Origin of the sequence: Vibrio eleionomae (genome assembly GCF_009874545.1) — a bacterium.
In the GTDB taxonomy this organism is placed as follows: Bacteria; Pseudomonadota; Gammaproteobacteria; order Enterobacterales; family Vibrionaceae; genus Vibrio; species Vibrio nitrifigilis.
Genome location: NZ_WEKT01000018.1, coordinates 32444 through 58201, shown reverse-complemented (window position 1 = coordinate 58201; position 25758 = coordinate 32444). Strand labels below are relative to the sequence as shown.

25 protein-coding genes are annotated in these 25758 nt (G+C 42.0%); 7 read left to right on the top strand and 18 right to left on the bottom strand.

The genetic code is table 11. The annotated features are described in order from the left end of the window. Window positions 1-3 precede the first annotated feature (3 nt). The 16 genes from atpA to rpmH form a co-directional block, all read right to left on the bottom strand. Window positions 4-1545 (bottom strand): F0F1 ATP synthase subunit alpha, encoded by a 1542-nt coding sequence (gene atpA, locus F9817_RS11665; RefSeq protein ID WP_161155702.1) that lies wholly within the window; start codon window positions 1543-1545, stop codon window positions 4-6. Between the two features lie 13 nt (window positions 1546-1558). Further along, window positions 1559-2092: a F0F1 ATP synthase subunit delta gene (gene atpH, locus F9817_RS11660; RefSeq protein ID WP_161155700.1), complete on the bottom strand. Its 534-nt coding sequence runs from the start codon at window positions 2090-2092 to the stop codon at window positions 1559-1561. A gap of 14 nt (window positions 2093-2106) precedes the next feature. After that, on the bottom strand, window positions 2107-2577 hold the full coding sequence (atpF, locus tag F9817_RS11655; RefSeq protein ID WP_161155698.1) for a F0F1 ATP synthase subunit B: 471 nt from the start codon (window positions 2575-2577) through the stop codon (window positions 2107-2109). Between the two features lie 79 nt (window positions 2578-2656). Further along, on the bottom strand, window positions 2657-2911 hold the full coding sequence (atpE, locus tag F9817_RS11650) for a F0F1 ATP synthase subunit C (RefSeq protein ID WP_002540812.1): 255 nt from the start codon (window positions 2909-2911) through the stop codon (window positions 2657-2659). Window positions 2912-2980: 69 nt separating this feature from the next. Continuing rightward, a complete protein-coding gene (gene atpB, locus F9817_RS11645) occupies window positions 2981-3811 on the bottom strand; it encodes a F0F1 ATP synthase subunit A (RefSeq protein WP_161155696.1) in 831 nt (276 codons plus the stop codon). 8 nt (window positions 3812-3819) lie between these two features. Beyond that, window positions 3820-4209, bottom strand: coding sequence for a F0F1 ATP synthase subunit I (locus F9817_RS11640; protein ID WP_161155694.1), 390 nt, complete (start codon window positions 4207-4209; stop codon window positions 3820-3822). Between the two features lie 188 nt (window positions 4210-4397). Continuing rightward, window positions 4398-5279 carry a ParB/RepB/Spo0J family partition protein gene (locus tag F9817_RS11635; protein WP_161155692.1) on the bottom strand — a complete coding sequence of 294 codons (882 nt, stop codon included), beginning with the start codon at window positions 5277-5279 and terminating at the stop codon, window positions 4398-4400. Window positions 5280-5305: 26 nt separating this feature from the next. Next, complete coding sequence (locus F9817_RS11630) at window positions 5306-6079, bottom strand: AAA family ATPase (protein WP_161155690.1); 774 nt, start codon at window positions 6077-6079, stop codon at window positions 5306-5308. 14 nt (window positions 6080-6093) lie between these two features. Then, the gene (rsmG, locus tag F9817_RS11625; protein ID WP_161155688.1) at window positions 6094-6729 is read right to left on the bottom strand and encodes a 16S rRNA (guanine(527)-N(7))-methyltransferase RsmG; all 636 of its coding nucleotides are present in this window, start codon (window positions 6727-6729) and stop codon (window positions 6094-6096) included. Then, the gene (mnmG, locus tag F9817_RS11620) at window positions 6729-8624 is read right to left on the bottom strand and encodes a tRNA uridine-5-carboxymethylaminomethyl(34) synthesis enzyme MnmG (protein ID WP_161155686.1); all 1896 of its coding nucleotides are present in this window, start codon (window positions 8622-8624) and stop codon (window positions 6729-6731) included. Before mnmG ends, rsmG begins: the two co-directional genes overlap by 1 nt. 485 nt (window positions 8625-9109) lie before the next feature. Continuing rightward, a complete protein-coding gene (mioC, locus tag F9817_RS11615) occupies window positions 9110-9547 on the bottom strand; it encodes an FMN-binding protein MioC (protein WP_161155684.1) in 438 nt (145 codons plus the stop codon). A 178-nt stretch (window positions 9548-9725) separates the two neighbouring features. Further along, entirely contained in the window at window positions 9726-11087 is a 1362-nt protein-coding gene (gene mnmE, locus F9817_RS11610; RefSeq protein WP_161155682.1) for a tRNA uridine-5-carboxymethylaminomethyl(34) synthesis GTPase MnmE, read from the bottom strand. Between the two features lie 93 nt (window positions 11088-11180). Continuing rightward, window positions 11181-12833 carry a membrane protein insertase YidC gene (gene yidC, locus F9817_RS11605; protein WP_161155680.1) on the bottom strand — a complete coding sequence of 551 codons (1653 nt, stop codon included), beginning with the start codon at window positions 12831-12833 and terminating at the stop codon, window positions 11181-11183. Between the two features lie 2 nt (window positions 12834-12835). Continuing rightward, window positions 12836-13093, bottom strand: coding sequence for a membrane protein insertion efficiency factor YidD (yidD, locus tag F9817_RS11600; RefSeq protein ID WP_161155678.1), 258 nt, complete (start codon window positions 13091-13093; stop codon window positions 12836-12838). Further along, window positions 13060-13383: a ribonuclease P protein component gene (gene rnpA, locus F9817_RS11595; protein WP_230389377.1), complete on the bottom strand. Its 324-nt coding sequence runs from the start codon at window positions 13381-13383 to the stop codon at window positions 13060-13062. The genes yidD and rnpA overlap by 34 nt, the downstream gene beginning before the upstream one ends. 46 nt (window positions 13384-13429) lie before the next feature. Further along, on the bottom strand, window positions 13430-13564 hold the full coding sequence (rpmH, locus tag F9817_RS11590; RefSeq protein ID WP_068711266.1) for a 50S ribosomal protein L34: 135 nt from the start codon (window positions 13562-13564) through the stop codon (window positions 13430-13432). A 765-nt stretch (window positions 13565-14329) separates the two neighbouring features. Between rpmH and dnaA the strand changes: the two genes are divergently transcribed. The 6 genes from dnaA (at window position 14330) to F9817_RS11560 (ending at window position 22774) form a co-directional block, all read left to right on the top strand. Beyond that, a complete protein-coding gene (gene dnaA, locus F9817_RS11585; RefSeq protein WP_161155673.1) occupies window positions 14330-15736 on the top strand; it encodes a chromosomal replication initiator protein DnaA in 1407 nt (468 codons plus the stop codon). Between the two features lie 50 nt (window positions 15737-15786). Beyond that, on the top strand, window positions 15787-16887 hold the full coding sequence (gene dnaN / locus F9817_RS11580; RefSeq protein WP_161155671.1) for a DNA polymerase III subunit beta: 1101 nt from the start codon (window positions 15787-15789) through the stop codon (window positions 16885-16887). A gap of 20 nt (window positions 16888-16907) precedes the next feature. Further along, on the top strand, window positions 16908-17987 hold the full coding sequence (gene recF / locus F9817_RS11575; RefSeq protein WP_161155669.1) for a DNA replication/repair protein RecF: 1080 nt from the start codon (window positions 16908-16910) through the stop codon (window positions 17985-17987). A 19-nt stretch (window positions 17988-18006) separates the two neighbouring features. Further along, a complete protein-coding gene (gene gyrB / locus F9817_RS11570) occupies window positions 18007-20424 on the top strand; it encodes a DNA topoisomerase (ATP-hydrolyzing) subunit B (RefSeq protein WP_161155667.1) in 2418 nt (805 codons plus the stop codon). Window positions 20425-20811: 387 nt separating this feature from the next. After that, window positions 20812-21588 carry a transporter substrate-binding domain-containing protein gene (locus tag F9817_RS11565; protein WP_161155665.1) on the top strand — a complete coding sequence of 259 codons (777 nt, stop codon included), beginning with the start codon at window positions 20812-20814 and terminating at the stop codon, window positions 21586-21588. Between the two features lie 76 nt (window positions 21589-21664). Continuing rightward, entirely contained in the window at window positions 21665-22774 is a 1110-nt protein-coding gene (locus tag F9817_RS11560; RefSeq protein WP_161155663.1) for a succinylglutamate desuccinylase/aspartoacylase family protein, read from the top strand. Between the two features lie 4 nt (window positions 22775-22778). On the opposite strand, the gene F9817_RS11555 is transcribed toward F9817_RS11560, so the two are convergent. Beyond that, on the bottom strand, window positions 22779-23627 hold the full coding sequence (locus F9817_RS11555) for a helix-turn-helix domain-containing protein (RefSeq protein ID WP_161155661.1): 849 nt from the start codon (window positions 23625-23627) through the stop codon (window positions 22779-22781). Between the two features lie 337 nt (window positions 23628-23964). Here F9817_RS11555 and F9817_RS11550 point away from each other — a divergent pair, with 337 nt between their 5' ends. After that, window positions 23965-24405 (top strand): Hsp20 family protein, encoded by a 441-nt coding sequence (locus F9817_RS11550; RefSeq protein WP_161155659.1) that lies wholly within the window; start codon window positions 23965-23967, stop codon window positions 24403-24405. Between the two features lie 72 nt (window positions 24406-24477). Here F9817_RS11550 and F9817_RS11545 read toward each other — a convergent pair whose 3' ends face one another. Then, window positions 24478-25731 carry a valine--pyruvate transaminase gene (locus F9817_RS11545; RefSeq protein WP_161155657.1) on the bottom strand — a complete coding sequence of 418 codons (1254 nt, stop codon included), beginning with the start codon at window positions 25729-25731 and terminating at the stop codon, window positions 24478-24480. Window positions 25732-25758: the final 27 nt, after the last annotated feature.

The window sequence follows — 25758 nt, the reverse complement described above, 5'->3', positions numbered from 1 at the left end:
TAGTTACCAAGTTTGGGTTGCTTTGAAATCTTCAACAAGTTTGGTTAACTTGTCTTCAACTTCGCCGTTATAAGCACCGGACTTGTTGATCTCTTCTGCTAGTTCAGCATATTGAGAATGAGCATACGATAGTAAAGCGGCTTCAAAATCTAGAACTTTGTTCAGTTCTACATCAGCAAGGTAACCACGCTCTGCAGCGAAGATAGCTAAGCCCTGCTCAAAGATAGACATCGGTGTGTACTGATTCTGTTTCATCAGTTCAGTCACTTTTTGACCGTGGTCTAGCTGCTTCTTAGTAGCGGCGTCAAGATCTGAAGAGAACTGCGCAAATGCAGCCAATTCACGATATTGAGCAAGAGCAGTACGAATACCACCAGCCAATTTCTTAATGATCTTAGTTTGAGCTGAACCACCTACACGAGAAACAGAGATACCTGGGTCAACCGCTGGTCGAACACCTGCGTTGAACAGTTCTGTCTGTAGGAAAATCTGACCATCGGTAATAGAAATTACGTTAGTCGGTACGAATGCAGATACGTCACCCGCTTGGGTTTCGATGATAGGTAGAGCTGTCAATGAACCAGTCTTACCTTTCACTTCACCGTTAGTGAAACGTTCTACATACTCTGCGCTTACACGAGCAGCACGCTCTAGTAGACGAGAGTGTAAGTAGAATACGTCACCAGGGAATGCTTCACGACCTGGTGGACGACGTAGCAATAGAGAAATCTGACGATAAGCCACAGCTTGTTTAGATAGATCATCATAAACAATCAGTGCATCTTCTCCGCGATCACGGAAGTATTCACCCATTGCACAACCTGCGTAAGGAGCAAGGTATTGCAATGCAGCAGATTCAGATGCTGACGCAACCACAATGATAGTGTTTTTAAGTGCGTCGTGCTCTTCTAACTTACGTACTACGTTAGCAATTGTCGACGCTTTTTGGCCGATAGCTACGTAGATAGAGTAAATGCCAGAATCTTTCTGGTTGATGATCGCATCGATAGCCATCGCAGTTTTACCTGTTTGACGGTCACCGATGATCAATTCACGCTGGCCACGACCAATTGGGATCATCGAGTCAACAGATTTGTAACCTGTTTGAACTGGTTGATCTACCGATTGACGATCGATAACGCCAGGTGCAATCACTTCAACTGGAGAAGTAATTTTTGCTTCAAGAGGTCCTTTGCCATCGATAGGTTCACCCAGAGTGTTAACCACACGACCAAGCAGTTCAGGACCAACTGGTACTTCAAGAATACGACCAGTACCAGTTACTTTTGTGCCTTCCTTAAGGTCAGCATATGGGCCCATTACAACCGCACCTACCGAGTCACGCTCAAGGTTAAGTGCTAGTGCATAACGGCCACCCGGTAATTCAATCATTTCACCCTGCATCACGTCTTTAAGACCGTGAATGCGGATAATACCATCGCTTACCGAAACGATAGTACCTTCATTGCGACCTTCACTAACAACGTCGAAAGATTCGATACGCTGTTTAATAAGATCACTTATTTCCGTGGAATTAAGTTGCATGCTCCAATCCCCATCAAGACTGCAATGCATCGCTCAGACGGTGTAAACGTCCACGCGCTGAGTTATCGATGACTAAGTCTCCGGCTCGAATTACAACCCCAGCTAGTAGGGTCTCATCTATACTGCAATTCAGCAGAACTTTACGCTCGAGGCGCTGCTCTAGTTTGCTGCTGATATCTGCTTTTTGTTGCTCTGAAAGCTCGCTTGCAGAAATAACTTCCACATCGATTTTCGATTCATGTTCTTTTTTCAGAACATGATATTGAGCGCAGACTTCAGGAACAGCCGCTAAGCGGCCATTCTCTGCCATCACCTTAATAAGGTTCTGGCCAGATTCATCAAACTGTTCGCCACAAACTGCGATAAAAACCTCTGCTAATTTATTGGCAGAGAGAGAACTGGTAATCAGTTCATGAATTTGCGCGTTGTTTGCGACTTCAGCAGCGAATACCAACATTTCAGACCATTGATCTAACTGTTGTTTCTCCACCGCAAAATCAAATGCTGCTTTAGCATAGGGGCGTGCAATAGTAGTCAGTTCAGACATAAGCGCCCCCTGAGTTAAAGTTTTGCAGCTACGTTGTCAAGAATATCTTTGTGCGCATCTTTATCGATTGAACGCTCTAAGATTTTCTCGGCACCAGCGATAGCCAGAGTAGCAACTTGTTTGCGCAGCTCATCGCGTGCACGATTACGTTCAGCTTCGATTTCAGCTTCTGCTTGAGTCAGGAGCTTCTGGCGTTCTTCCAGAGCCTGTTCACGAGCTTCATCCAAAATCTGAGCTTTACGTTTATTCGCTTGCTCAATGACCTCTGTTGCTGTGCGCTTCGCTTCCTTCATTTGTTCAGAAGCGTTGGCTTGTGCTAGATCTAAATCTTTCTTTGCACGCTCAGCGGCTTGCAAACCATCAGCAATTTTTTGCTGACGTTCTTCAATCGCTTTAATGATTGGTGGCCATACATATTTCATGCAGAACCAAACAAACAGGATAAAGGCGACTGCTTGACCTAGCAGAGTTGCGTTCATATTCACAACAGCTACCCCCTATATGGACAGACTTATGTTAATCAAAGGCAAAACGTAGATGTGTTTTGCCACTGGAAATACGTGATTAACCTAGTTGACCAACAAACGGGTTAGCGAAAGTGAATAGAAGTGCGATAACGATACCGATCATTGGAACCGCATCGAGCAGACCTGCGATGATGAACATCTTAACTTGCAGCATAGGAGCCATTTCAGGTTGGCGAGCTGCGCCTTCAAGGAATTTACCGCCTAGAAGAGCGAAACCAATCGCTGTACCTAGAGAAGCAAGACCGACGATAATACCTACGGCGATTGCAGAAAAGCTCAGTAAAGTTTCCATTACTATCTCCAATTATAATTGTTGGCTAAAGTGCCCAATAAAAGCTTTAAAAAAACAAAATATAAAAAATTAATGATCCGAGTCTTCGTGTGCCATTGACAGATAAACGATAGTCAACATCATGAACACAAATGCTTGAATCAAAATTACCAGAATATGGAAAATAGCCCACGGAAGTGAACCGATCCATTGTAACCACCAAGGCAACATCGCCGCACAAAGAATGAATACAACCTCACCCGCAAACATGTTACCGAATAGACGCATACCCAGTGATAACGGTTTCGCCAGCAACGACACCACTTCAATAAGTAGGTTAAACGGAATCATGACAGGGTGATTGAATGGATGTAGAGCCAATTCTTTCACGAACCCACCTAAGCCTTTCACTTTGATGCTGTAAAAAATCATCAAAGCAAAAACACCTAGAGCCATAGCCATGGTGATATTCACATCAGCAGAAGGAACCACTTTTAAATAAGGAACCCCTAACAGATGCTGTGCTGAGTAAGGCAAGAAATCGATGGGCACAAGGTCCATGATGTTCATTAGCAATACCCAACAAAAGATAGTTAGTGCCAGCGGAGCAATTAGCGCATTGCGTCCATGGAAAGTCTCTTTGACGTTTTGGTCGACAAATTCAACTACCATCTCAACAAAACACTGCAGCTTGCCTGGTACACCCACTGTTGCTTTCTTAGAAACTGAACGGAACATCCAAAGGAAGATCAATCCAGTAAACACAGAAAAAAACAGGCTATCGATATGAACGTTCCAGAAACTTGTCTCACTTATTTGCCACCCCAAATCATAGTGCTCAGAAATACGAGCCAATGATAAGTTAGACAAATGGTGCTCAATGTAACCGGACGGTGTTAGCGCTTCACCTGGCGCAGCCATAACTCATCCTATTTTTTGTTGTTAATGAATAGTACTGGTGCAAAGATATTAATACCTAGTACCAGCAAATAGGTTAGTTTCAGGGGAACAAGTTCCACCTGGACATACATGTAAGCAGCAGAAAATAGTGCAATGGTAATGAGGATTTTAAGAGCTTCACCTGTGTAGAAAGACGCCGTGATACGTTTTGCAGCACGAGCCCCACTAAACATGAAAGCGAACAGCGCGAATACAGCATTAGCAATGACAAAAATGCCACCACCTATTAGCGCAGAAAATCCCCATTCAGCATTAACCACAACAGCCATTCCTGTTGCCACAACCATAACCGCGCCCAACTGGATCAATAACAATTGCTTAGCAAGCTCTCGTCCCGGTCTAGCTAACGCAGCTACCATGTATTCTTACCTCACATAAAATGCACCTGACCTAACAACTAAAGCCAGATGCTATGCTAAAAATTTTATATACATACCATAATCTTTGGCAATGTAATTACCACAAAAAGTTACAGTTTTGCTTACAACTCGACAACTTTTCGAATGAAAAGTTGTTTTTTACAATTGATTTAAATCAATTATCTCATTTAGCGTTCTAGCTTGGCAATCACTTGTTCTAATTTGTGAGGTTCATCAAGACTTATTGTTAGTTTTGACTTTCCGTTCTTAGATCGCACGATTGAAACTTTTGCATGCAATTTATCGCTAAGGTTCTGTGATATTTGTTGAATTTCTACGTCTTCTACCACGTTTTTATCGTCAGATGGTCCAGAAAGACATTTTTTGACGAGTTGTTCGGTTTGACGAACCGTAAGCTGCTTTTTGGCTACTTTTTCAGCAACATCAGCTTGAAGCTCACCTTCGAGCATCAACAAAGCACGAGCATGGCCCATTTCTAGCTGCTTAGTTTCAACAAACTTTTTAACTTTTTCATCTAATTGGTTTAGACGTAATAAATTGCTGACAGTCGTGCGCGATTTACCAATCACATCGGCGACTTGTTGGTGGGTTAACTTGAATTCGTCTTGCAAACGTTCGAGAGCTTGCGCTTCTTCGATCGCATTCAAGTCTTCACGTTGAATGTTTTCGATCAAAGCCATGGCCACTGCAGCACGGTCTTCAACACGTTTAATAAGACAAGGAACTTGTTTTAGCCCAGCCTGACGTGCTGCTCTCCAGCGACGCTCTCCGGCTATAATCTCATACCCACCAGTTTCTAGTGGTCGAACAACTATCGGTTGGATAATACCTTGAGACTGGATAGAAGCAGATAGCTCTTCCAACGCTTCTGGAGACATGTCTTTACGGGGCTGGTAAATACCAGGTTTCAAGCTCGTAATAGCGAGATCCGTTAGATCTGCTTCTGAAGATAGCGTTTGGCTATTTGAAGCAACTTGCTGTTTTTCACGAGCCATTGAGCTAGTTGCTAGTAATGCATCCAGCCCTTTTCCTAAACCGCGTTTAGACATGTAAACGAATTCCTTAAGTTAAATCATTATGCGGGAACTTCTTCACGACGAAGCATCTCACCCGCTAAAGCTAAATAGGCTTTAGCACCAGCAGAATACTTGTCATAGTACATGGCAGGTTTACCATGACTTGGGGCCTCAGCCAAACGAACATTACGAGGAATGACGGTACGATACACTTTATCACCAAAGTGTTTTTTCAATTGATCGGACACTTCGTTAGAGAGGCGGTTACGAGGATCATACATAGTACGCAGTAAACCCTCGATTTTTAAATTTTCATTCACTACTGCAGCTAACTTACTAATGGTATCCATTAATGCCGTTAACCCTTCTAAAGCAAAATATTCACATTGCATTGGAACGAGTACGGAGTCAGCTGCCGCCATAGCATTAATGGTGAGTAAGTTTAGAGCTGGTGGACAATCAATAAAAATGTAGTCGTACTCATCTCGAACCGGTGTCAGTGCGTTTTTCAAACGTACTTCACGTGCAAACACTTCCATTAATTTAATCTCAGCGGCGGTCACATCACCATTCGCTGCGATTAAGTCATAATTTCCTGATGTTTTATGGCACACCACTTCTGAGAACGGCGCATCTTCAACCAATAACTCATAAGCAGTCGCATCGACTTGATATTTATCGACACCACTCGCCATTGTGGCGTTACCCTGCGGGTCTAGGTCAACGACCAAAACCTTACGTTTAGTCGCAGCCATAGATGCGGCTAAATTGATACAAGTTGTTGTTTTACCAACACCACCTTTCTGGTTGGCAATTGCTACGATTTTACCCACGGTGTGCCTCGCTATTATCCCTTGCGCGATAAGATTACAAGATGACGCTCACCTTCCAACTCAGGAACTTTCAAAGATTTGACCGATATCACAGAACACCATTCAGGTAGCTGATCTATTTCGTCTTGTGGCACATGACCTTTCAAAGCCAAAAAGACACCCGATTGTTGCTTGGGTAGATGATGACACCAATCCACCATATCAAGCATTGAGGCAAAAGCTCGACTTAAAACACCATCAAAACCTTCACCCGCATCATAGTCTTCTACCCGACTTTGAATTGGCGTCACATTGCCAATCTTCAACTCATGAATAACCTGTTTGATAAAACGAATTCGTTTTCCCAAGCTATCCAAAAGGACAAATTCTTTGTCAGGGTTCATGATTGATAGAGGAATACCTGGCAACCCAGGTCCTGTACCTACATCAATAAACCGTTTTCCCTCAAGGGAAGAACTCACGACGATACTATCCAAGATATGTTTAACTAACATATCTATTGGATCTCGTACAGAGGTCAAATTGTACGCTTTATTCCATTTATTGAGGAGCTCAACGTAACCTACCAATTGTTCGCGTTGACGCTCAGACACGTCCAAATCAGTCTGAGCGATCAAATCATCCAACTTCGCTCGCAATGGAGAACTCATTACGCGGCTTCCCCTTTCTTAAGCATACCGTGCTTTTTCAGGTGTACCAGTAGGATAGAGATCGCAGCTGGTGTAATTCCTGAAATACGTGATGCAACACCAATACTTTCCGGTTTAGCTTCGTTTAGTTTTAGCACGACTTCATTTGATAGACCTTTGACGTCTTTGTAGTCCAAATCAAATGGCAGTTTAGTATTTTCATGGCGAAGTGATTTTTCAATTTCGTCTTGTTGACGTTGAATATATCCTTCATATTTCACTTGAATTTCTACCTGCTCAGCAGCTTGGCTATCTTCGATGCCAGGCGCGTATGACGCCAGCGAAGTTAAACTTTCATAAGTCATTTCAGGACGACGAAGCAAATCTTCACCACTTGCTTCACGAGCCATCGGTGTTTTTAATAATTTATTAAGTTCATCAACAGACTCAGATTTTGGATTCATCCAAATCGATTTCAGGCGTTGACGTTCTAATTCAATATTTTCAATTTTTTGATTGAAGCGAGCCCAACGCTCATCACTGATTAAGCCAAACTCTCGCGCTTGTTCAGTTAAGCGAAGATCCGCATTATCTTCACGCAGCATCAAGCGGTATTCAGCGCGGGAAGTAAACATGCGGTAAGGTTCTTTCGTGCCCATGGTAGAAAGATCGTCAATCAACACGCCAACATAAGCTTGGTCACGACGTGGACTCCACCCTTCTTTGTCTTGACTAAATAAACTCGCATTCAGTCCAGCCATTAAACCTTGAGCAGCCGCTTCTTCGTAGCCAGTTGTGCCATTGATCTGCCCAGCAAAGAACAGACCGCTAATGAATTTCGTTTCAAAGGTATGTTTCAAATCACGAGGATCAAAGAAATCATATTCAATCGCATAACCTGGACGAACAATATGAGCATTTTCAAATCCTTTCATTGAACGAACGATTTGGACTTGAACATCAAACGGCAAACTTGTTGAAATACCATTTGGATAAAGCTCTGTGGTATTCAGACCTTCAGGCTCAATAAAAATTTGGTGGCTGTTTTTGTCTGCAAAACGCATTACCTTATCTTCAATAGATGGGCAATAGCGTGGTCCTACACCTTCAATAACACCTGAATACATTGGGCTACGATCTAAATTCGTACGAATAACATCGTGAGTCTTTTCGTTCGTATAGGTGATATAACACGGAATTTGATGTGGGTGCTGAGTTCGATTGCCCATGAAAGAAAACACAGGTGTTGGGTTATCACCATGCTGTTGAGCTAGTTGAGAAAAATCAACACTGTTTGCGTCAATACGCGGAGGTGTACCCGTTTTTAAACGTTCTACACGGAATGGCAATTCTCTAAGTCGATTTGCTAATGCGATCGATGGAGGATCGCCTGCACGGCCCCCTGAGAAGTTTTCCAGACCAATATGGATCTTTCCACCAAGGAAGGTACCAACGGTCAATACAACCGCTTTGGCGTGGAATTTGAGCCCCATTTGGGTCACCACCCCCTTCACTTGATCGTTTTCAACGATAAGATCATCAGCAGCTTGCTGGAATAACGTTAAATTTGGAGTATTTTCCAGAGTATGGCGCACATACGCTTTGTACAACGCTCGGTCAGCTTGTGCTCGAGTAGCACGAACAGCAGGACCTTTTGATGCGTTGAGCGTTCTGAATTGAATACCTGCATGGTCAATAGCTTCAGCCATTAAACCGCCCATAGCATCGACTTCTTTTACAAGATGTCCTTTACCAATGCCACCAATAGCTGGGTTACAAGACATTTGTCCCAGAGTATCAATATTATGTGTTAAAAGTAGCGTTTTTTGGCCAGTGCGAGCGGCGGCTAGAGCGGCTTCCGTTCCTGCATGACCGCCACCGACCACAATGACGTCAAATGTTTCGTGATAGAGCATGAACGACCTCAGGTGTTTCGTTAGAACTAAGGAAAATTAAAGGAGGCGTATTCTACCTTCTTTCTGCTGGCTATTAAATCGCTTTTCTAATTTTTTATAGATCGAGTTTTAAGTAATTATATATAAAGATCTTTATATAGATCTCTTATTAGATCTACTATTAGGATCGTCGATCTCTGTGGATAACTAAAAAATGATCATATGGATCATGGATCTTTAGACGATCATAACATGTGATCATCAACTGATCTGATCGAGGATTAGCTGGGATCAAAATAGGTACTTATACACAGGGGTAAAAAACGATCAAAGTTGTTATTTGGATAACTACCGGTTGATCACCGGATAACATTGAACTTATCCACAGCTTAAGTGGTTATTATATGACCGGTTAAATCTGGAAGTCGACTAATGTTTTGGTTTTGCATTCGTAAGATCGAAAAAAAGCGACTAAAAATTAGCCGCTTCTATCTTGATCATAGTGATTATTCAAATTTATCCGCGATGCTATTAAACCATTCTTCTGCTGCATCTTCTGGAACTGGGTGTTCTTGAACATCAATAGTTAAACAATCAGTAATAGGTTCAGCCCCAATATCCTCTAACAATGAATATGCATGTTTGCCAGCAGCACAAAACGTATCATAGCTAGAATCACCAATTGCAATTACAGCGTATTTGAGCCCCGCAGTCTTAGGCGGTGTCTCTTGTAAAGCGTTTATAAAGGGCTGGATATTATCAGGATATTCGCCAGCTCCATGAGTTGAAGTGATAATTAACCAAGTTCCTTCCACAGGAATTTCATCTAGATCTGGTTGATTGTGGATCACAGTATCCAAGCCTTTCTCTTGCAGCAGATCATTTAGATGATCGCCAACGTATTCAGCACTTCCTAGCGTGCTGCCAGTAATTATATGGATCATTCTCTTATCCTGTTGGGTTTGTGCTTCTTAAACGACTTAAATGTATCCTATTTACGAATAAGAAATATTTCCAGTATTGTTTGCTAGATTACTCATTTTTACGTATCAAACAAAAAAGGCTTCCTCATATGAGGAAGCCTTTTACCAATGAGTGATACAGGTATCTGTCACTATAACTCTATTTACCGATACAGAACGAAGAAAAGATGCGACCTAAGAGGTCATCTGAACTAAATTCCCCTGTAATTTCATTAAGATGTTGCTGAGCAATACGCAGTTCTTCGGCAAGTATCTCTCCGGCCATGTAACCTTCAAGTTGCTCCTTACCAATATCAAGGTGTTGAGATGCGCGTTCTAATGCATCTAAATGACGACGGCGCGCCATAAAGCCACCTTCTTGATTTCCAGCAAATCCCATACATTCTTTTAGATGGGTTCTTAAAGCTTCTACTCCATCTCCGGTTTTAGCTGACAGACGAATAAGAGTTGGATCGTTCTTGTCATCAAGCCCCAATGTTTCATTGGTTTGATCGACTTTATTACGAATAATGGTGATCCCAATATGGTCAGGTAAACGATCGACAAAGTCTGGCCAGATCTCTTTTGGGTCAGTAGCATCGGTTGTCGTACCATCGACCATGAAAAGAACTCGGTCTGCTTGATTGATTTCGTCCCAAGCTCGTTCAATACCAATTTTTTCAACTTCATCAGAGGCTTCACGTAGGCCTGCTGTATCGATAATGTGCAACGGCATACCATCGATATGGATATGCTCTCTTAAAACGTCTCTCGTTGTTCCTGCGATGTCTGTAACGATGGCTGACTCTTTACCAGACAAGGAATTCAACAAACTCGATTTACCGGCGTTAGGTCGACCTGCGATCACAACTTTCATGCCTTCACGCATTATCGCACCTTGGTTAGCTTCTTTACGCACAGTATTAAGATTATCAATGATTGTATTTAAATCACTTGCGACTTTTCCATCGGCGAGAAAGTCGATTTCTTCTTCGGGGAAATCAATCGCAGCTTCCACATATATACGTAAATGAATCAGTGACTCTACTAGCGTATTGATGCGTTTAGAAAACTGCCCTTGTAGAGATTGCAGAGCAGATTTAGCTGCCTCTTCAGAGCTTGCATCAATCAAGTCAGCAATGGCTTCAGCCTGTGTTAAATCCATCTTGTCGTTTAGGAATGCTCGTTCAGAAAATTCGCCTGGACGTGCAGTTCGTACTCCGGGAATGGTCAAGATGCGTTTGATTAACATATCAATGACCACGGGACCACCGTGACCTTGAAGTTCTAGTACATCCTCACCTGTAAATGAATGAGGATTAGGAAAATAAAGTGCGATGCCTTGGTCTAATTCAGTACCGTTTAAATCTTTGAATGGCAGATATTCTGCGTAACGAGGGCGTAATTGTTTTCCAGTGACTTCCAGTGCCACTTTTTCCGCTAGTGGGCCGGAAACACGGATAATGCCAACCCCGCCACGGCCAGAGGCGGTAGCTTGAGCGACGATGGTATCTGTAGTCATAACGTTACCTGAGCAGGTTTGAATTTGCGTAATTGTAATCAGCCAATAACAAAAAGGCGACCTTTTGGCCGCCTTTCTTATCTGTTTATGTGCTTACTTTGTTTTACTGTGTAAGCCTTTCTTCTCCAGCGCCTTATAAATCATAGTTTGCTGAACAAGTGTTACGATATTCGACATCAAGTAGTAAAGAACCAATCCTGATGGGAAGAATAAGAAGAATGCTGAGAATACAACCGGCATAAAGGTCATAATCTTTTGTTGCATTGGATCTGTCACTGTAGACGGACTCATCTTCTGAATCATAAACATACTTACACCCATTAATACTGGTAGGATGAAGTATGGGTCTTGAGCTGACAAATCTTGAATCCAGCCAAAGAATGGCGAGTGACGTAGCTCAACAGATTCCATTAATGCCCAATATAGAGAAATGAAGATTGGCATCTGTAGGAAGATAGGTAAACAACCACCGAGTGGGTTTACTTTCTCAGTTTTGTACAGTTCCATCATTTCTTGGCTCATGCGTTGACGATCGTCACCGATACGCTCTTTCATTGCCTGAATCTTAGGCTGAAGCATGCGCATTTTTGCCATTGAAGTATATTGCGCTTTTGTTAGTGGGTACATTGCACCACGAACAATAAGAGTCAAACAGATGATAGCCACACCCCAGTTGCCAACAAAGCTTTGGATGAATGACAACAGCATATGTAGAGGTTTCGCAATAAACCATAACCAACCATAGTCAACAACTAGATCTAGGTTATCGGCTGTTGCAGACATTTGGTCCTGTAGTTTTGGTCCGACCCAAAGTGTTGCTTTGAATTCGCCAGACTGACCATTCTCAATGGTCTTATTCTTGGTTTGGATACCGATATCACCGTAGTTTTGGATAACACGGGTATATAGCGTTGGATCTTTTTCATCACGAGGAATCCATGCAGTGGCAAAGTAGTGCTGGATCATCGCTGCCCAACCTTTGTCATCTTTTAGCGTAATATTTAGATTACGCTCTTGCATGTCATCAAAGCTGTATTTTTTGTAACGAGTATCTTCAGTAGAGTATGCGCCACCATGGTAAGTTGGCATAGCTAGACTGCCACCAGAATCTTTTAGATTTTGACGCAGATGTGCGTACATGCTCACTTCAGCTTCTTTACCTGATTGGTTGTTGATGTCATAAACCATATCAAGTGCGTAGCTACCACGTTTTAGAATGAACGTTTTGGTGTAAGTGATGCCATTTGCTTGGTAAGTAAGAGGAATGCGTAATTCGTCTTTACCTTTTGCTAATGTGTAAGAAGATGCATTTGTGTGATAAACCGCACGTTTGTTCGTTTGGTCGATACCTTGAGGGCCAATCAGACCACTTTGAGCAATAAACTGATGAGTTTTGGTGCGATCAAGTAAGATAAATGGATTGTTTGAGTGAAGCTTATCTGAATATTTGTTCAGTTTAGCTTCAACCACATCACCACCAGCGGTATCAATAGACAGAGTTAGAACGTCTGTTTTGACAGTAATAATCTTAGCAGCTTCTTCCGTAGCTTTAGTATTTGCTGAGATGCTTGCTGGCGCTGTTGCGTCATTATCTGTAGGAGTTGCAGCACCTGCACTGCTATTATTTACCTGTTCAACTGCACTATTTGGTGTTTCTGTTGCTTTTTTATCTGCATTCCATTGGTTAAACAGTAAAAAAGAGACTAACGCCAAAGCAATTAACAGAATATTACGTTGAGAATCCATCGTTATTTATCTCTGTCTTGTTTTTGGACTGGTGGAACGGGGTCATAACCCCCTTCGTTCAAAGGATGGCATTTTAATAGACGTTTGCCTGTTAACCAACACCCTTTTACAAAACCGTGAACTTTCAACGCTTCTATTGCATATTTAGAGCAAGTAGGAGTGAACCGACATCTAGGACCGATGAGCGGGCTGATTATCCATTGGTAGGCTTTAACCAGACCAATGGCTATCCACGTGAAGGGCGAGACAGGCGTTGCCATAATTTATCAAACAAATTAAACATTTCCTCATTCGTTAAATCTTGCGCGCTCTTTTTCGCTATGACAACAAAATCTTTCTTCGGAAGTTCATGTTGTTTCAGGCGAAAGCTTTCTCGCGCTAATCGTTTAAAACGATTACGTCCAACCGCTGTTTTGATTTGCTTTTTAGGAACTGCCAAACCTAAACGTGGATGAGAAAGGTTATTTGCACGGGCAATAATGGTAAAATGAGGAGAGCCAGCTCGGTGAGCTTGCTGGAAGACTTTTTGATAATGCTCGGGAGTTAACAAACGTAACTCCCGATTAAACGCGTTCGTATTCAAAATAAACTAGCGCTTATTTTGAAAGGCGCTTACGGCCTTTTGCACGACGAGCGTTGATTACTTTACGACCGTTCGCAGTAGCCATGCGTGCACGGAAACCGTGAGTGCGCTTGCGCTTTAGAACTGAAGGTTGAAAAGTGCGTTTCATTGTTTAGTACCTTACTGATCAGTAGTTTTTAGGTTCATTAAACCCGGCGCGGGCAAATGTCTTCTCTGTATATTAAGAAAGAGACAATCCGACGCCTCTCAACAAAGAGGCGGAATTGTAATCACAGTCACCAAAGGTGTCAATGATTCGGTTGCCCAAAGCAAGCGACATTTAAATAATATTTAAGCGTACTTACTTATTCCGGTCGGCAGATTATACGGAGAATCTTTAAAATCTCAAGGATCCTTAGTCGATCCCGGCCTTATTTAAGTATTTCGTCAGTTAGGATCCTGTGGGTTATTGAAAATATCCTGTGGAGAAACCTTCTTTAACAATGTAGAGATTAATGATGGATATCACTGGCCGTTATATATTGATTCAATGGTGTCTTTGAATGGCGACTAAAGCCGTTTAGTGATCCAAGAATACTCACCTTTAATTTTCCCATTATGAAAAATAGGAATGTTTATCTGATTTATAGAAAAATAGCTCATTATGATGAGGTATCACCTATCTATTACCGAAAAATCTCATGATTAGAGTTAAAACACAACATATGGGGATAACTTTCCAAGATCTTTGGATATGTGGATCAAGGTGTGAGTAAATTGGGTTAAAAATGGGGGATCCTATCTATTAAAGTGGTATAGATTGTGAATAACTAAGATCTTATTCACATGTAATTGGATCAATCACTGGCGATCTGAGTTATCAACAGGTAGAATTGGCAGTCTTTATCGTTCATTGATTAAGAGTGAGGGAAACGTGTCGTCTTCGCTTTGGTTGCAATGCTTGCAACAGCTTCAAGAAGAGCTATCAGCTACTGAATTCAGTATGTGGGTTCGTCCGCTTCAGGCGGAGCTTAATGACAATACTCTCACTTTGTTTGCGCCTAATCGCTTTGTGCTCGACTGGGTACGTGATAAGTATATCCACAATATCAATCGGTTATTGCAAGAATACTGCGGTAACGATATTCCTAATTTGCGTTTTGAAGTAGGTAGTCGTCCAGTTGTGGCCCCAAAACCTGCTGTTCCCAAGCGTTCACCTGCAGATCTTGCAGCAGAGTCATCTGCTCCCGCTCAAGTGGTGCATCGTAAGCCTGTTCATAAAACTTGGGAAGATGATGATTCAATGGTAGATATTCGTCATCGTTCCAATGTGAACCCTAAACATAAATTTAATAATTTCGTTGAGGGTAAGTCGAACCAGTTAGGTTTAGCCGCTGCTCGTCAGGTATCTGATAATCCTGGTGGGGCGTATAATCCGTTATTCCTATATGGTGGTACAGGTTTAGGTAAAACACACTTATTGCATGCTGTTGGTAATGCCATTGTTGATAACAAGCCAGATGCAAAAGTGGTTTACATGCATTCCGAGCGTTTTGTGCAAGATATGGTGAAGGCACTACAAAATAATGCGATTGAAGAATTCAAACGTTATTACCGTAGTGTGGATGCGCTATTAATAGATGACATCCAGTTTTTTGCGAATAAAGAGCGCTCTCAAGAAGAGTTTTTTCATACCTTCAACGCTTTGTTAGAAGGGAACCAACAGATCATCTTGACATCTGACCGTTATCCAAAAGAGATCAACGGTGTTGAAGATCGTCTTAAATCTCGTTTTGGTTGGGGCCTAACCGTGGCTATCGAACCACCAGAACTTGAAACACGCGTCGCGATTTTGATGAAAAAAGCAGAAGATCACCAAATTCATCTTCCTGATGAAGTGGCGTTCTTTATTGCGAAACGTCTGCGCTCTAACGTTCGTGAATTAGAAGGAGCCTTGAATCGGGTTATTGCTAATGCGAACTTTACAGGTCGACCTATTACTATCGATTTTGTGCGTGAAGCTCTACGTGATTTGTTGGCACTACAAGAAAAGTTAGTCACCATTGATAATATTCAGAAAACAGTTGCTGAATACTACAAAATTAAAGTGGCAGATCTTCTGTCTAAACGTCGTTCTCGTTCTGTTGCTCGTCCTCGTCAATTAGCGATGGCGCTAGCAAAAGAGCTGACAAACCACAGTTTACCAGAAATTGGTGATGCTTTTGGTGGGCGAGACCATACCACTGTTCTACATGCATGTCGTAAAATAGAACAGTTACGGGAAGAGAGTCATGATATTAAAGAAGACTACTCTAACCTGATTCGTACGCTTTCTTCATAAAATCGCGCTATGCTTGGCGCTGATGAATTCAATTGTTTATAGAGTTAACTATGAAATTTACCATTGAACGTAGCCACTTTATTAAGTCTCTACAGCAGGTATCAGGCACTTTAGGTGGCCGAGCAACTTTACCCATTTTGGGTAACTTGCTACTTAAAGTAGAAGATAATCAGTTATCAATGACTGCGACCGACCTTGAAGTTGAGTTGGTGAGCAGGGTTACGCTTGAAGGTGAATTTGAGGCGGGGGCAATCACAGTCCCTGCGCGCAAATTCCTTGATATTTGTCGTGGTTTACCAGATTCTGCGGTGATCACTGTCGCTTTAGAAGGTGATCGAGTCCATTTACGTTCAGGTCGAAGCCGTTTTTCATTGACGACGTTGCCTGCAGAAGATTTTCCGAATATTGAAGATTGGCAAAGTGATGTTGAAGTTACATTAACGCAATCTGAACTGAAAGGTTTAATTGAGAAAACACAATTTTCAATGGCAAACCAAGATGTTCGTTATTATCTCAATGGTATGTTATTTGAAATAGATGGTAATCTGCTGCGTTCCGTCGCTACTGATGGCCACCGTATGGCCGTATCGACCACAGCGCTCGCTGGAGATTTTGCTAAAAACCAAATTATTGTGCCTCGTAAGGGGGTATTAGAATTGGTGAAGCTACTCGATTCTCCTGAACAACCAGTCACATTGCAAATCGGTAGTTCGAACATCCGTGCAGAGGTGAATAATTATATTTTTACCTCTAAATTAGTCGATGGTCGTTTCCCTGATTATCGTCGTGTATTACCGCAAAACACCAATAAAACGTTGGCGGCAGGTTGTGATGAATTGCGTCAGGCCTTTTCTCGTGCAGCGATCTTATCGAATGAAAAATTCCGTGGTGTTCGCGTTAATTTAGCGGATAATGAAATGCGAATCACGGCGAATAACCCAGAACAAGAAGAAGCTGAAGAAATGTTGGATGTGACCTTTGAAGGTGACGCCATCGAAATTGGTTTCAACGTTAGCTATATCCTAGATGTATTGAATACACTACGTTGTGATAATGTTCGTTTTTCTATGTCGGATGCCAATGCCAGTGCTCTAGTTGAAAATGTGGATGATGACAGCGCAATGTACGTTGTTATGCCTATCCGCCTGTAATTGTAGAGTCTTACTGCGCAATGCCGCTTACTCGTCTTGTTATTCAACAATTTCGCAATATTCAAGCCTGTGATATCGATTTATCATCAGGCTTTAACTTTCTTATTGGGCCAAATGGAAGTGGCAAAACCAGTGTTCTTGAAGCCATTTATTTACTTGGGCATGGCCGTTCATTTAAAAGCTCAATTACTGGCCGAGTGATAAAAAACGAGTGCCAAGAACTATTTGTTCATGGCCGTTTTTTGAACCCGGATCAATTTGAGTTACCAATTGGCATTAATAAGCAGCGTGATGGGTCAACAGAGGTTAAAATAGGCGGTCAATCTGGGCAAAAGTTAGCTCAGTTGGCACAAGTGCTACCTTTGCAGTTAATTCATCCTGAAGGGTTTGATTTACTTACTGATGGCCCAAAACAACGGCGTGCATTTATCGATTGGGGCGTGTTTCACTCTGAACCTGCTTTTTTTGAGGCATGGGGCCGTTTTAAGCGCCTTAACAAACAAAGAAATGCATTGTTAAAAACCGCAACCGTCTATCGAGAGTTAAGTTACTGGGATCAAGAATTAGCCCGGCTCGCGGAACAGATTGATGGATGGCGTCGTGTTTATGTAGAACAAATATCAGAGGTTGCTCAAACTCTGTGTGGGGAGTTTCTCCCTGAGTTTGAGATCGGTTTAAAATATTACCGAGGCTGGGAAAAAGACACGCCATATCAAGATATTCTGGCGAATAATTTTGAGCGTGACCAACACTTAGGTTACACCTTTAGTGGACCCAATAAAGCCGATTTAAAGATAAAAGTGAACGGAACTCCAGTGGAAGATGTTCTGTCACGAGGTCAGTTAAAATTGATGGTGTGTGCATTGCGAGTAGCGCAAGGCCAACACCTAACAGATCTGACAGGAAAGCAGTGTATCTATTTGATAGATGATTTTGCTTCCGAACTAGATAGCCAGCGTCGTAAGCGTCTTGCTGATTGCTTAAAATCGACGGGGGCTCAAGTTTTTGTAAGTTCTATTACTAAAAGCCAAGTTGCTGACATGATCGAGTCAAATAGCAAGATGTTTCATGTGGAACATGGCACAATAGGGCAAGGATAAAATAGTGAGAGAGTAACTCATGTCGAATAATTACGATTCATCGAGTATTAAGGTACTGAAGGGTCTGGACGCGGTTCGTAAGCGCCCAGGGATGTACATCGGCGACACAGATGATGGCACCGGTCTGCACCACATGGTTTTTGAGGTAGTGGATAACTCAATTGATGAAGCGTTAGCGGGTTACTGTAAAGATATCGTAGTAACTATCCACGAAGATAATTCCGTGTCTGTCAGCGATGATGGTCGTGGTATCCCAACTGAGCTGCATCCAGAAGAGAATGTCTCTGCTGCTGAAGTTATCATGACTGTACTGCACGCTGGTGGTAAGTTCGATGATAACTCATACAAAGTATCTGGTGGTTTGCACGGTGTGGGTGTCTCAGTCGTTAACGCTCTATCAGAAAAAGTGGTTTTGACCATTCACCGTAATGGTAAAATTCATACTCAAACGTATCATCACGGTATCCCAGACACACCTCTTGAAGTGGTCGGTGATACTGAAAAATCAGGAACTACCGTTCGATTTTGGCCAAGTGCTGAAACATTCACAAATATCGAATTTGTGTATGAAATTCTGGCAAAACGCCTACGTGAATTGTCATTCCTAAACTCAGGTGTTTCAATCCACTTACGTGATGAACGTGAAGATGACAAACAAAACCACTACATGTATGAAGGTGGTATTCAAGCGTTTGTTACTCACTTGAATCGCAACAAAACGCCTATTCACGACAAAGTGTTCCACTTTGTTCATGAGCGAGAAGATGGCATTTCTGTTGAAGTTGCCATGCAATGGAACGATAGTTTCCAAGAAAGCATTTTCTGTTTTACCAACAACATCCCACAGCGTGATGGTGGTACGCACTTAGCAGGTTTCCGTGCTGCATTGACTCGTACCTTGAACTCGTACATGGACCGCGAAGGTTATAGCAAAAAAGCGAAAACTTCTGCGTCTGGTGATGATGCTCGCGAAGGTTTGACTGCAGTTGTTTCGGTAAAAGTGCCTGATCCTAAATTCTCAAGCCAAACCAAAGATAAGTTGGTTTCTTCGGAAGTGAAATCTGCCGTTGAATCTGCAATGGGTGAAAAACTAGGAGATTACCTAGCTGAACATCCAAATGAAGCAAAAACCATCTGTACTAAAATTATCGACGCAGCTCGTGCGCGTGAAGCGGCACGTAAAGCTCGTGATATGACCCGTCGTAAAGGTGCATTGGACCTTGCTGGTTTGCCTGGTAAGTTGGCTGACTGTCAGGAAAAAGACCCTGCAGTATCCGAACTATATATTGTGGAAGGGGACTCGGCCGGCGGATCTGCCAAACAGGGCCGAAATCGTAAAAACCAAGCGATTTTGCCTCTTAAAGGTAAAATTCTGAACGTTGAAAAAGCACGTTTTGATAAGATGCTATCTTCTCAGGAAGTGGCAACACTAATCACTGCTCTTGGCTGTGGTATCGGGCGTGACGAATACAACCCAGATAAACTTCGTTACCATAACATCATCATCATGACCGATGCGGACGTCGATGGTGCGCACATTCGTACGTTACTATTGACCTTCTTCTATCGTCAAATGCCTGAATTGATTGAACGCGGTTATGTGTACATCGCTCAGCCACCACTTTACAAAGTGAAGAAAGGTAAACAAGAGCAGTACATTAAAGACGAAGAAGCTATGACTCAATACCAAATTTCTTTGGCATTGGATGGCGCTTCTCTACACGTTAACGCTGACGCTCCTGCATTAGCTGGTGGACCATTAGAAAAAATGGTCCAAGAGTATAACGAAGTTGTGAAGCTGACTCAGCGTATGAGCCGTCGTTACCCTCACGCTATGGTTTATGAGTTTACCTATGTTCCTCGTTTGACTGAAGAAATTCGTCAGACAGAAGCAGGTGTTGATGCATGGGCTGCCCAATTAGTGAATCAGCTAAATGAAAAAGAATCGGGTGCTAGCCAATATAGTTACGAAGTTCATCATGATGAAGAGCGTAATACTTACTTGCCTCGTATTAAAGTTCGTACAAATGGTGTGACTCACGAATACCTCATCAGTGTCGATCTATTGAACTCAAAAGAATATGCAAAAATTGCTGATCTTTCTGAGTCTTTAGATAGCTTCATTGAAGAGGGGGCGTATGTGAAACGTGGTGAACGTACTTACCCTGTGACCAGTTTCTCTCAAGCGATTGAGTGGTTGGTAAAAGAGTCTCGTCGTGGCTTAGCAGTACAGCGTTACAAAGGTCTAGGTGAAATGAACCCAGAACAGCTTTGGGAAACAACTATGGATCCAGAAACTCGCCGCATGATGCAGGTGACGATCGAAGATGCTGTAGGTGCTGATGAGCTGTTTACTACACTAATGGGTGACCAAGTTGAACCTCGTCGTGCTTTCATTGAAAACAACGCGTTGAAAGTAGCAAACCTTGATGTTTAGTCTTGATTGATGTGTTTAAAAAACCACTCTTCGGAGTGGTTTTTTTATGCCTTTCATTCACGATACACATACTCAAGTAACTGAAAGATAGTGGTTTAGAGAGAATGTATTTACTCTTAAGTTTGGCACTGATTTTAATATAGAGTCATGCTACGTTGAAAGTAAATGTATCCCTTCTGTGATTGAGCTGTCCTAGTTGCTCACACTCTTAATCGTTCATCCGGAGATAGCCTGTATATGCGTCGAATTACAATAGGTATGATGCTAGTTGATGCTAAGATACTGCAAGAAGCTGCAGCTCGGTCATGGACATTCTTAATAGTACTCTATAGAGTAAAAATATCGCCTTAGAGCATATTTATTCAAATTATAAACATGGACGCAATCATGAAAAGAGCTAGTGCAATTCTTTTAACTCTATTTTCGCTTTTTTCAGCGGGAAGTTATGCAGCAGATAACAACACGATTCGTATTGGTGTTGATGCGACGTTTGCCCCGTTTGAATATAAGAAACCAGACGGTTCATTAGCTGGGTTTGAAATTGACCTAGGTAACGCAGTATGTGCGGAGATTCATCGTAAGTGTGAATGGGTACCATCAAACTTTGATGGCCTAATTCCTAGCCTAAACGTTAATCGTATTGATGCCATCATGTCATCATTAGGTGTTTCTGAAAAACGCCGCAAGCAGGTATTGTTCACTGATATTGTTTGGACTGGCTTTTCATCTATGCTGAGTCGTTCTGACCTGCATTTAAAGGCGACACCTGAATCATTGAAGGGCAAAGTTATTGGCGTGCAGCAAGGTACTATGCAAGAAAACTACGTGCGTGAACGTTTTGCTAAACATGGCGTACAGGTACAAACATACCAAGATCAAGATCAGGTTTATGCCGATTTACTCAATGGTCGTATTGATGTCTCTTTCCAAGATATGTTGCAAGCGCAAACCAAGTTTATTAAACAAGGCAAACACAGCAACTACACCAACTTAAAAGTAGAAGATAAGCTACTGCCAGCAGATTCAGCTATTGCGATTAAGAAAGGCAATGAAAAATTAGTGGCCTTATTCAACAAAGGGTTGAAGAAAATTCACGAAGATGGCACTTACAACCGCATTCAGCGCCAGTATTTTGGTGATTTGAACCTTTACCGAGGTCAGTAGTCTCATTTTAAAACCGTTAAAGACAGCTGGGGTGACTTGGCTGTCTTTTTTATGCTCAACGACGAATAAGATAAGTATGCAACATAAAAAGACTCCTCTCATTTCTCCAGTACCTGGCACACAACGTGACTTGGATAGTTTTCATTTTGGCCCTCAAGGTCAGGGGAAAAAAGCCTATATTCAAGCGTCTTTACATGCTGATGAATTACCCGGAATGCTGGTGGCTTGGAAACTTAAACATCAATTACAGGCACTTGAAGAGCTGGGGCGACTTAACGGAGAAGTGGTTTTGGTCCCTGTGGCTAATCCTATTGGACAAAATCAACATTTAATGGATGTTCATTTGGGTCGTTATGAGTCAGAAAATGGGCAAAACTTTAATCGTGGTTACTTTGATACTTTTGAACCTGTAAAAGCATCGATTCATAACAAGTTGAGTGATAAATCCGAAGACAACATTCCCTTGGTACGCCAAGCAATGATTGATGCGTTGAACGGATGGCAGGTAGAAACAGAATTGCAGTCACTACAGAAAAACTTGCAATTGTTAAGTTGTGATGCGGATTTAATGCTCGACTTACATTGTGATTTTGAAGCAGCATTACATATTTATAGTACAGATTACTCTTGGCAGGGGATTGAACCATTAGCTCGCCTGATGGGCTCAAAGGCGAATTTATTGGCAAATGAAACAGGCGGTAACCCTTTTGATTGCAGTACTGATATGGTTTGGCAGCGATTAAACCAAGAGTTTGGTGATGTTATTCCACAAGGTTGCTTGGGAGCGACCGTAGAGTTACGTGGTCAAGGCGATGTGAACGATGAGTATGCTGACCATGATTCATTAGCCATCATTGAGTACCTAGGGGTACTTGGTATTGTTGATAACGAACCATCTTTGCCGAAAGAAAAAGCGCCGAGTAGTGATTTAGCTGCCGTTGAAACCTTAAAAACGAAGCAAGGCGGATTACTTGTTCTTAAAGTTCAACCCGGAGATATCGTGGAAGCCGGTCAGGTATTTGCTGAAGTAATTGATCCTATTAATGATTTAGTTGAACAGGTCAAAGTGACGCAAGCAGGATATGTTTATTCTCGCACTAATCGCAAAATGGCGACGGCAGGGATGCTTATTGGTAATATTGCGGGTGAGCATGTTATTCGTAGTGGTTATTTATTAGCGCCATAAACCGTCAATAGTTTTCCGCTGCAGTGAAAATGTGCGGATTATCAATGCTACTTGATGTGGTTAATCTGGTTAAGATAGCGGGGGGGATGGACTCGCTATCTATGTCGAGAATTTTTACCCCTTTCAGCTTTTCTTTTAATGGTATCTGATCACTGATTTTTTCAAAGACGACTCGAGATGTGAAAGGTATACGTGAATTGCGTCCCTGAATTCCCATCGTTAAACCAGACAGCAGCTGAATATTTCCTTTTGTTGCACCATACAATACTGTCTGAGAGATAGCTCGTTGGCAGTGCACGCTATAATCTACGATTTGTAGTCGTTCTCCCAAAAGAAATACCACCCCAACAAACTTACCAATTTCGGCACTTTCTAACATGGCCTGGCCAGGATCTGCTCGCTCGTAAAAGTGAGAATATCCGATACCATTTTGGCTCGACAAGCGGGCAAATCCCTTCCTGATATAGCCTTGATAAGAGGGGGTCATATAGTAGTAGTAATAGTCGCCTAGATATCGTTCTAAAGGATCACTCGAATCTAAAATCATGTTTTCCAATTGGCGAGCGTAACGATCTCCTGAAGGGGATTCATCGAGGATATTACGTGACAGTAAAGGACGAAGCTGGTTGGAGACTAAACTTTTAAATAACTCTGGTTCGAGATGAACTTCATCACTGTCTACGCCAAAAAAATCGCATATTTTGCGCAAGCTCCGCATTGATGGCTTGCTGTTTCCATTCAGGTACTTAGATAACTGTTGGCGGTTGATCCCCATTTTTTTACTGCACTCAGTCACACTACCTACATAGCTACATAATAAACGAAGATTAACGGCGAGATATTGTGATTCCATATATCCTACTGGTTTTATTATCAATGGTCATTTTCGTATCATTGTCATAGTGCTATATGGTGCTTAGAGGCTCTTAATCGACAATGAGAGCGTTAGAATAAAAAATAAAATTTTTTTAGTTTTTTCCCTTGAAAGTGATTTTAGAGTCCTTATATCTAGTTGTGAAGAGGATGCCGATAGGACCTCTGATTAAACTAGGTTAGCTCAGTTGCTCTCAAAAGAGGACAAGAGAAACCTTACCACATAACTCTCGATGGACTCATGTCATTAAATGAATGAGAAACCATCCCCTAACTAACACGGTTAGGACTATTGCTTAAATAAGAGGATAGTAATTATGAGAACTTTAGACTTCACTCCTTTATACCGCAACGCTATTGGTTTCGATCGCCTATTGAATATGATGGAATCAGGTTCCGCTAAAAACACCCAAGGTGGATACCCTCCATACAATATCGAACAAAAAGAAGAAAACAAATATCGTATTACTATGGCAGTTGCAGGTTTTGCTGAAGATGATCTTGATATCACTCAGCAAGAAACCAGCTTAATTGTACGTGGTGAACGTAAAGCTGAAGAAGGCAAAAACTACATTTACCAAGGCATTGCAGAACGTGATTTTGAACGTAAATTCCAACTTGCGGATTACGTTAAAGTTGTTGGTGCTTCAATGGAAAATGGTTTGCTACACGTTGATCTTGAACGTGAAGTTCCTGAAGCAAAGCAACCACGTAAAATTGCCATTAATGGTAAAAACTTGTTAGAAAGCGAACATTAATACCCAAGCACTTATAGTGGATTAAAGAAGTGAAGAGCGCCAAGATGGCGCTCTTTTTAATTGTCGTAAAGGTTATTTTGCGTCTAAGTAAGCTTTTTGTACTTCTTCTGCAATGATATTGATGCCCTTTTGCATTGCTTCATCATCTTGTACGTAGTTCATGCGTAGGCATTGGTGGGCATGGTTCCAATCTTCTTTTTGACCAATAAAGAAATATTCCCCTGGCACAACTAACACCCCTCGCTCTTTTAGGCGTTTGTATAGCTCCATTGTTGTAATAGGTAACTCATCAAACCATAACCACAAAAAGATGGCACCTTCCGGTTTATGAATTCTAAAGCGCGGATCGGGAATGGCTGTTTGGAGCATGGAGACAGCTTGTTCGGATTTTTGCTGGTAGAAGGGTTTTATGACTTCAGCACTGAGTCGGAGTAAATCGCCTTTTTCAATCATTCTTTGTGCGATGGCTGGTCCAACCCCACTTGGTGCTAGGTTGATAATGCCATTCATATTCGCCAGGGCTGTTGTGATTTTTTCATTCGCAATCACAATACCGCAGCGAACACCGGGTAGGCCGAGTTTTGATAAGCTCATGCACAGAATGGTGTTGTCATTCCAAAAAGGAGTGACATCTTCAAAGATGATGTTGGGGAAAGGAACCCCATAGGCATTATCAATAATAAGCGGTACGTCATTGTCACGGGCAAGTTGATCCAGTTTTTGTACTTCATCTTCGGTGAGAACATTGCCAGTAGGGTTCGTAGGACGAGAAGCACAAATAGCGGCGACAGAATCATCAATCTTTAGTTGGTCGAAATCAACATGGTATTTAAATAAGCGATTATCGAGTAACTCTATCTCCGGGTGGTAAGAAACAAAAATGTCCTCATCAATACCCGCATCACCGTAACCGATATATTCTGGAGCCAGTGGTAGTAGAATTTTTTTATGGGAACCATCAGGCTGGTGGCCTGCGAATAAATTAAAAAGATAGAAAAAGCCACTTTGACTGCCATTCGTCAGGCTGATGTTCTTTTCACTAATATCCCATCCGTAGGTGTCTTTTAATAAGTTAGCGAGTTGTTTTATAAATTGATCTTTTCCTTGTGGGCCATCGTAGTTAGTCATGGCTGAAATGAGAGATCCGTCCTTGAGCATTTCATCACTGGTTTGTTGAAAATAATCGAGCATTTTAGGAATGGTTGCAGGGTTGCCGCCGCCTAACATGATAGCTCCAGGGGTACGTAGGCCATCATTTAGGTCATCCATTAATTGGGTGATACCTGAATAACGATTAAATTTTTCTCCAAATGTTGAAAACTGCATTGCTCGAATACCTAATAATTGTGTTTG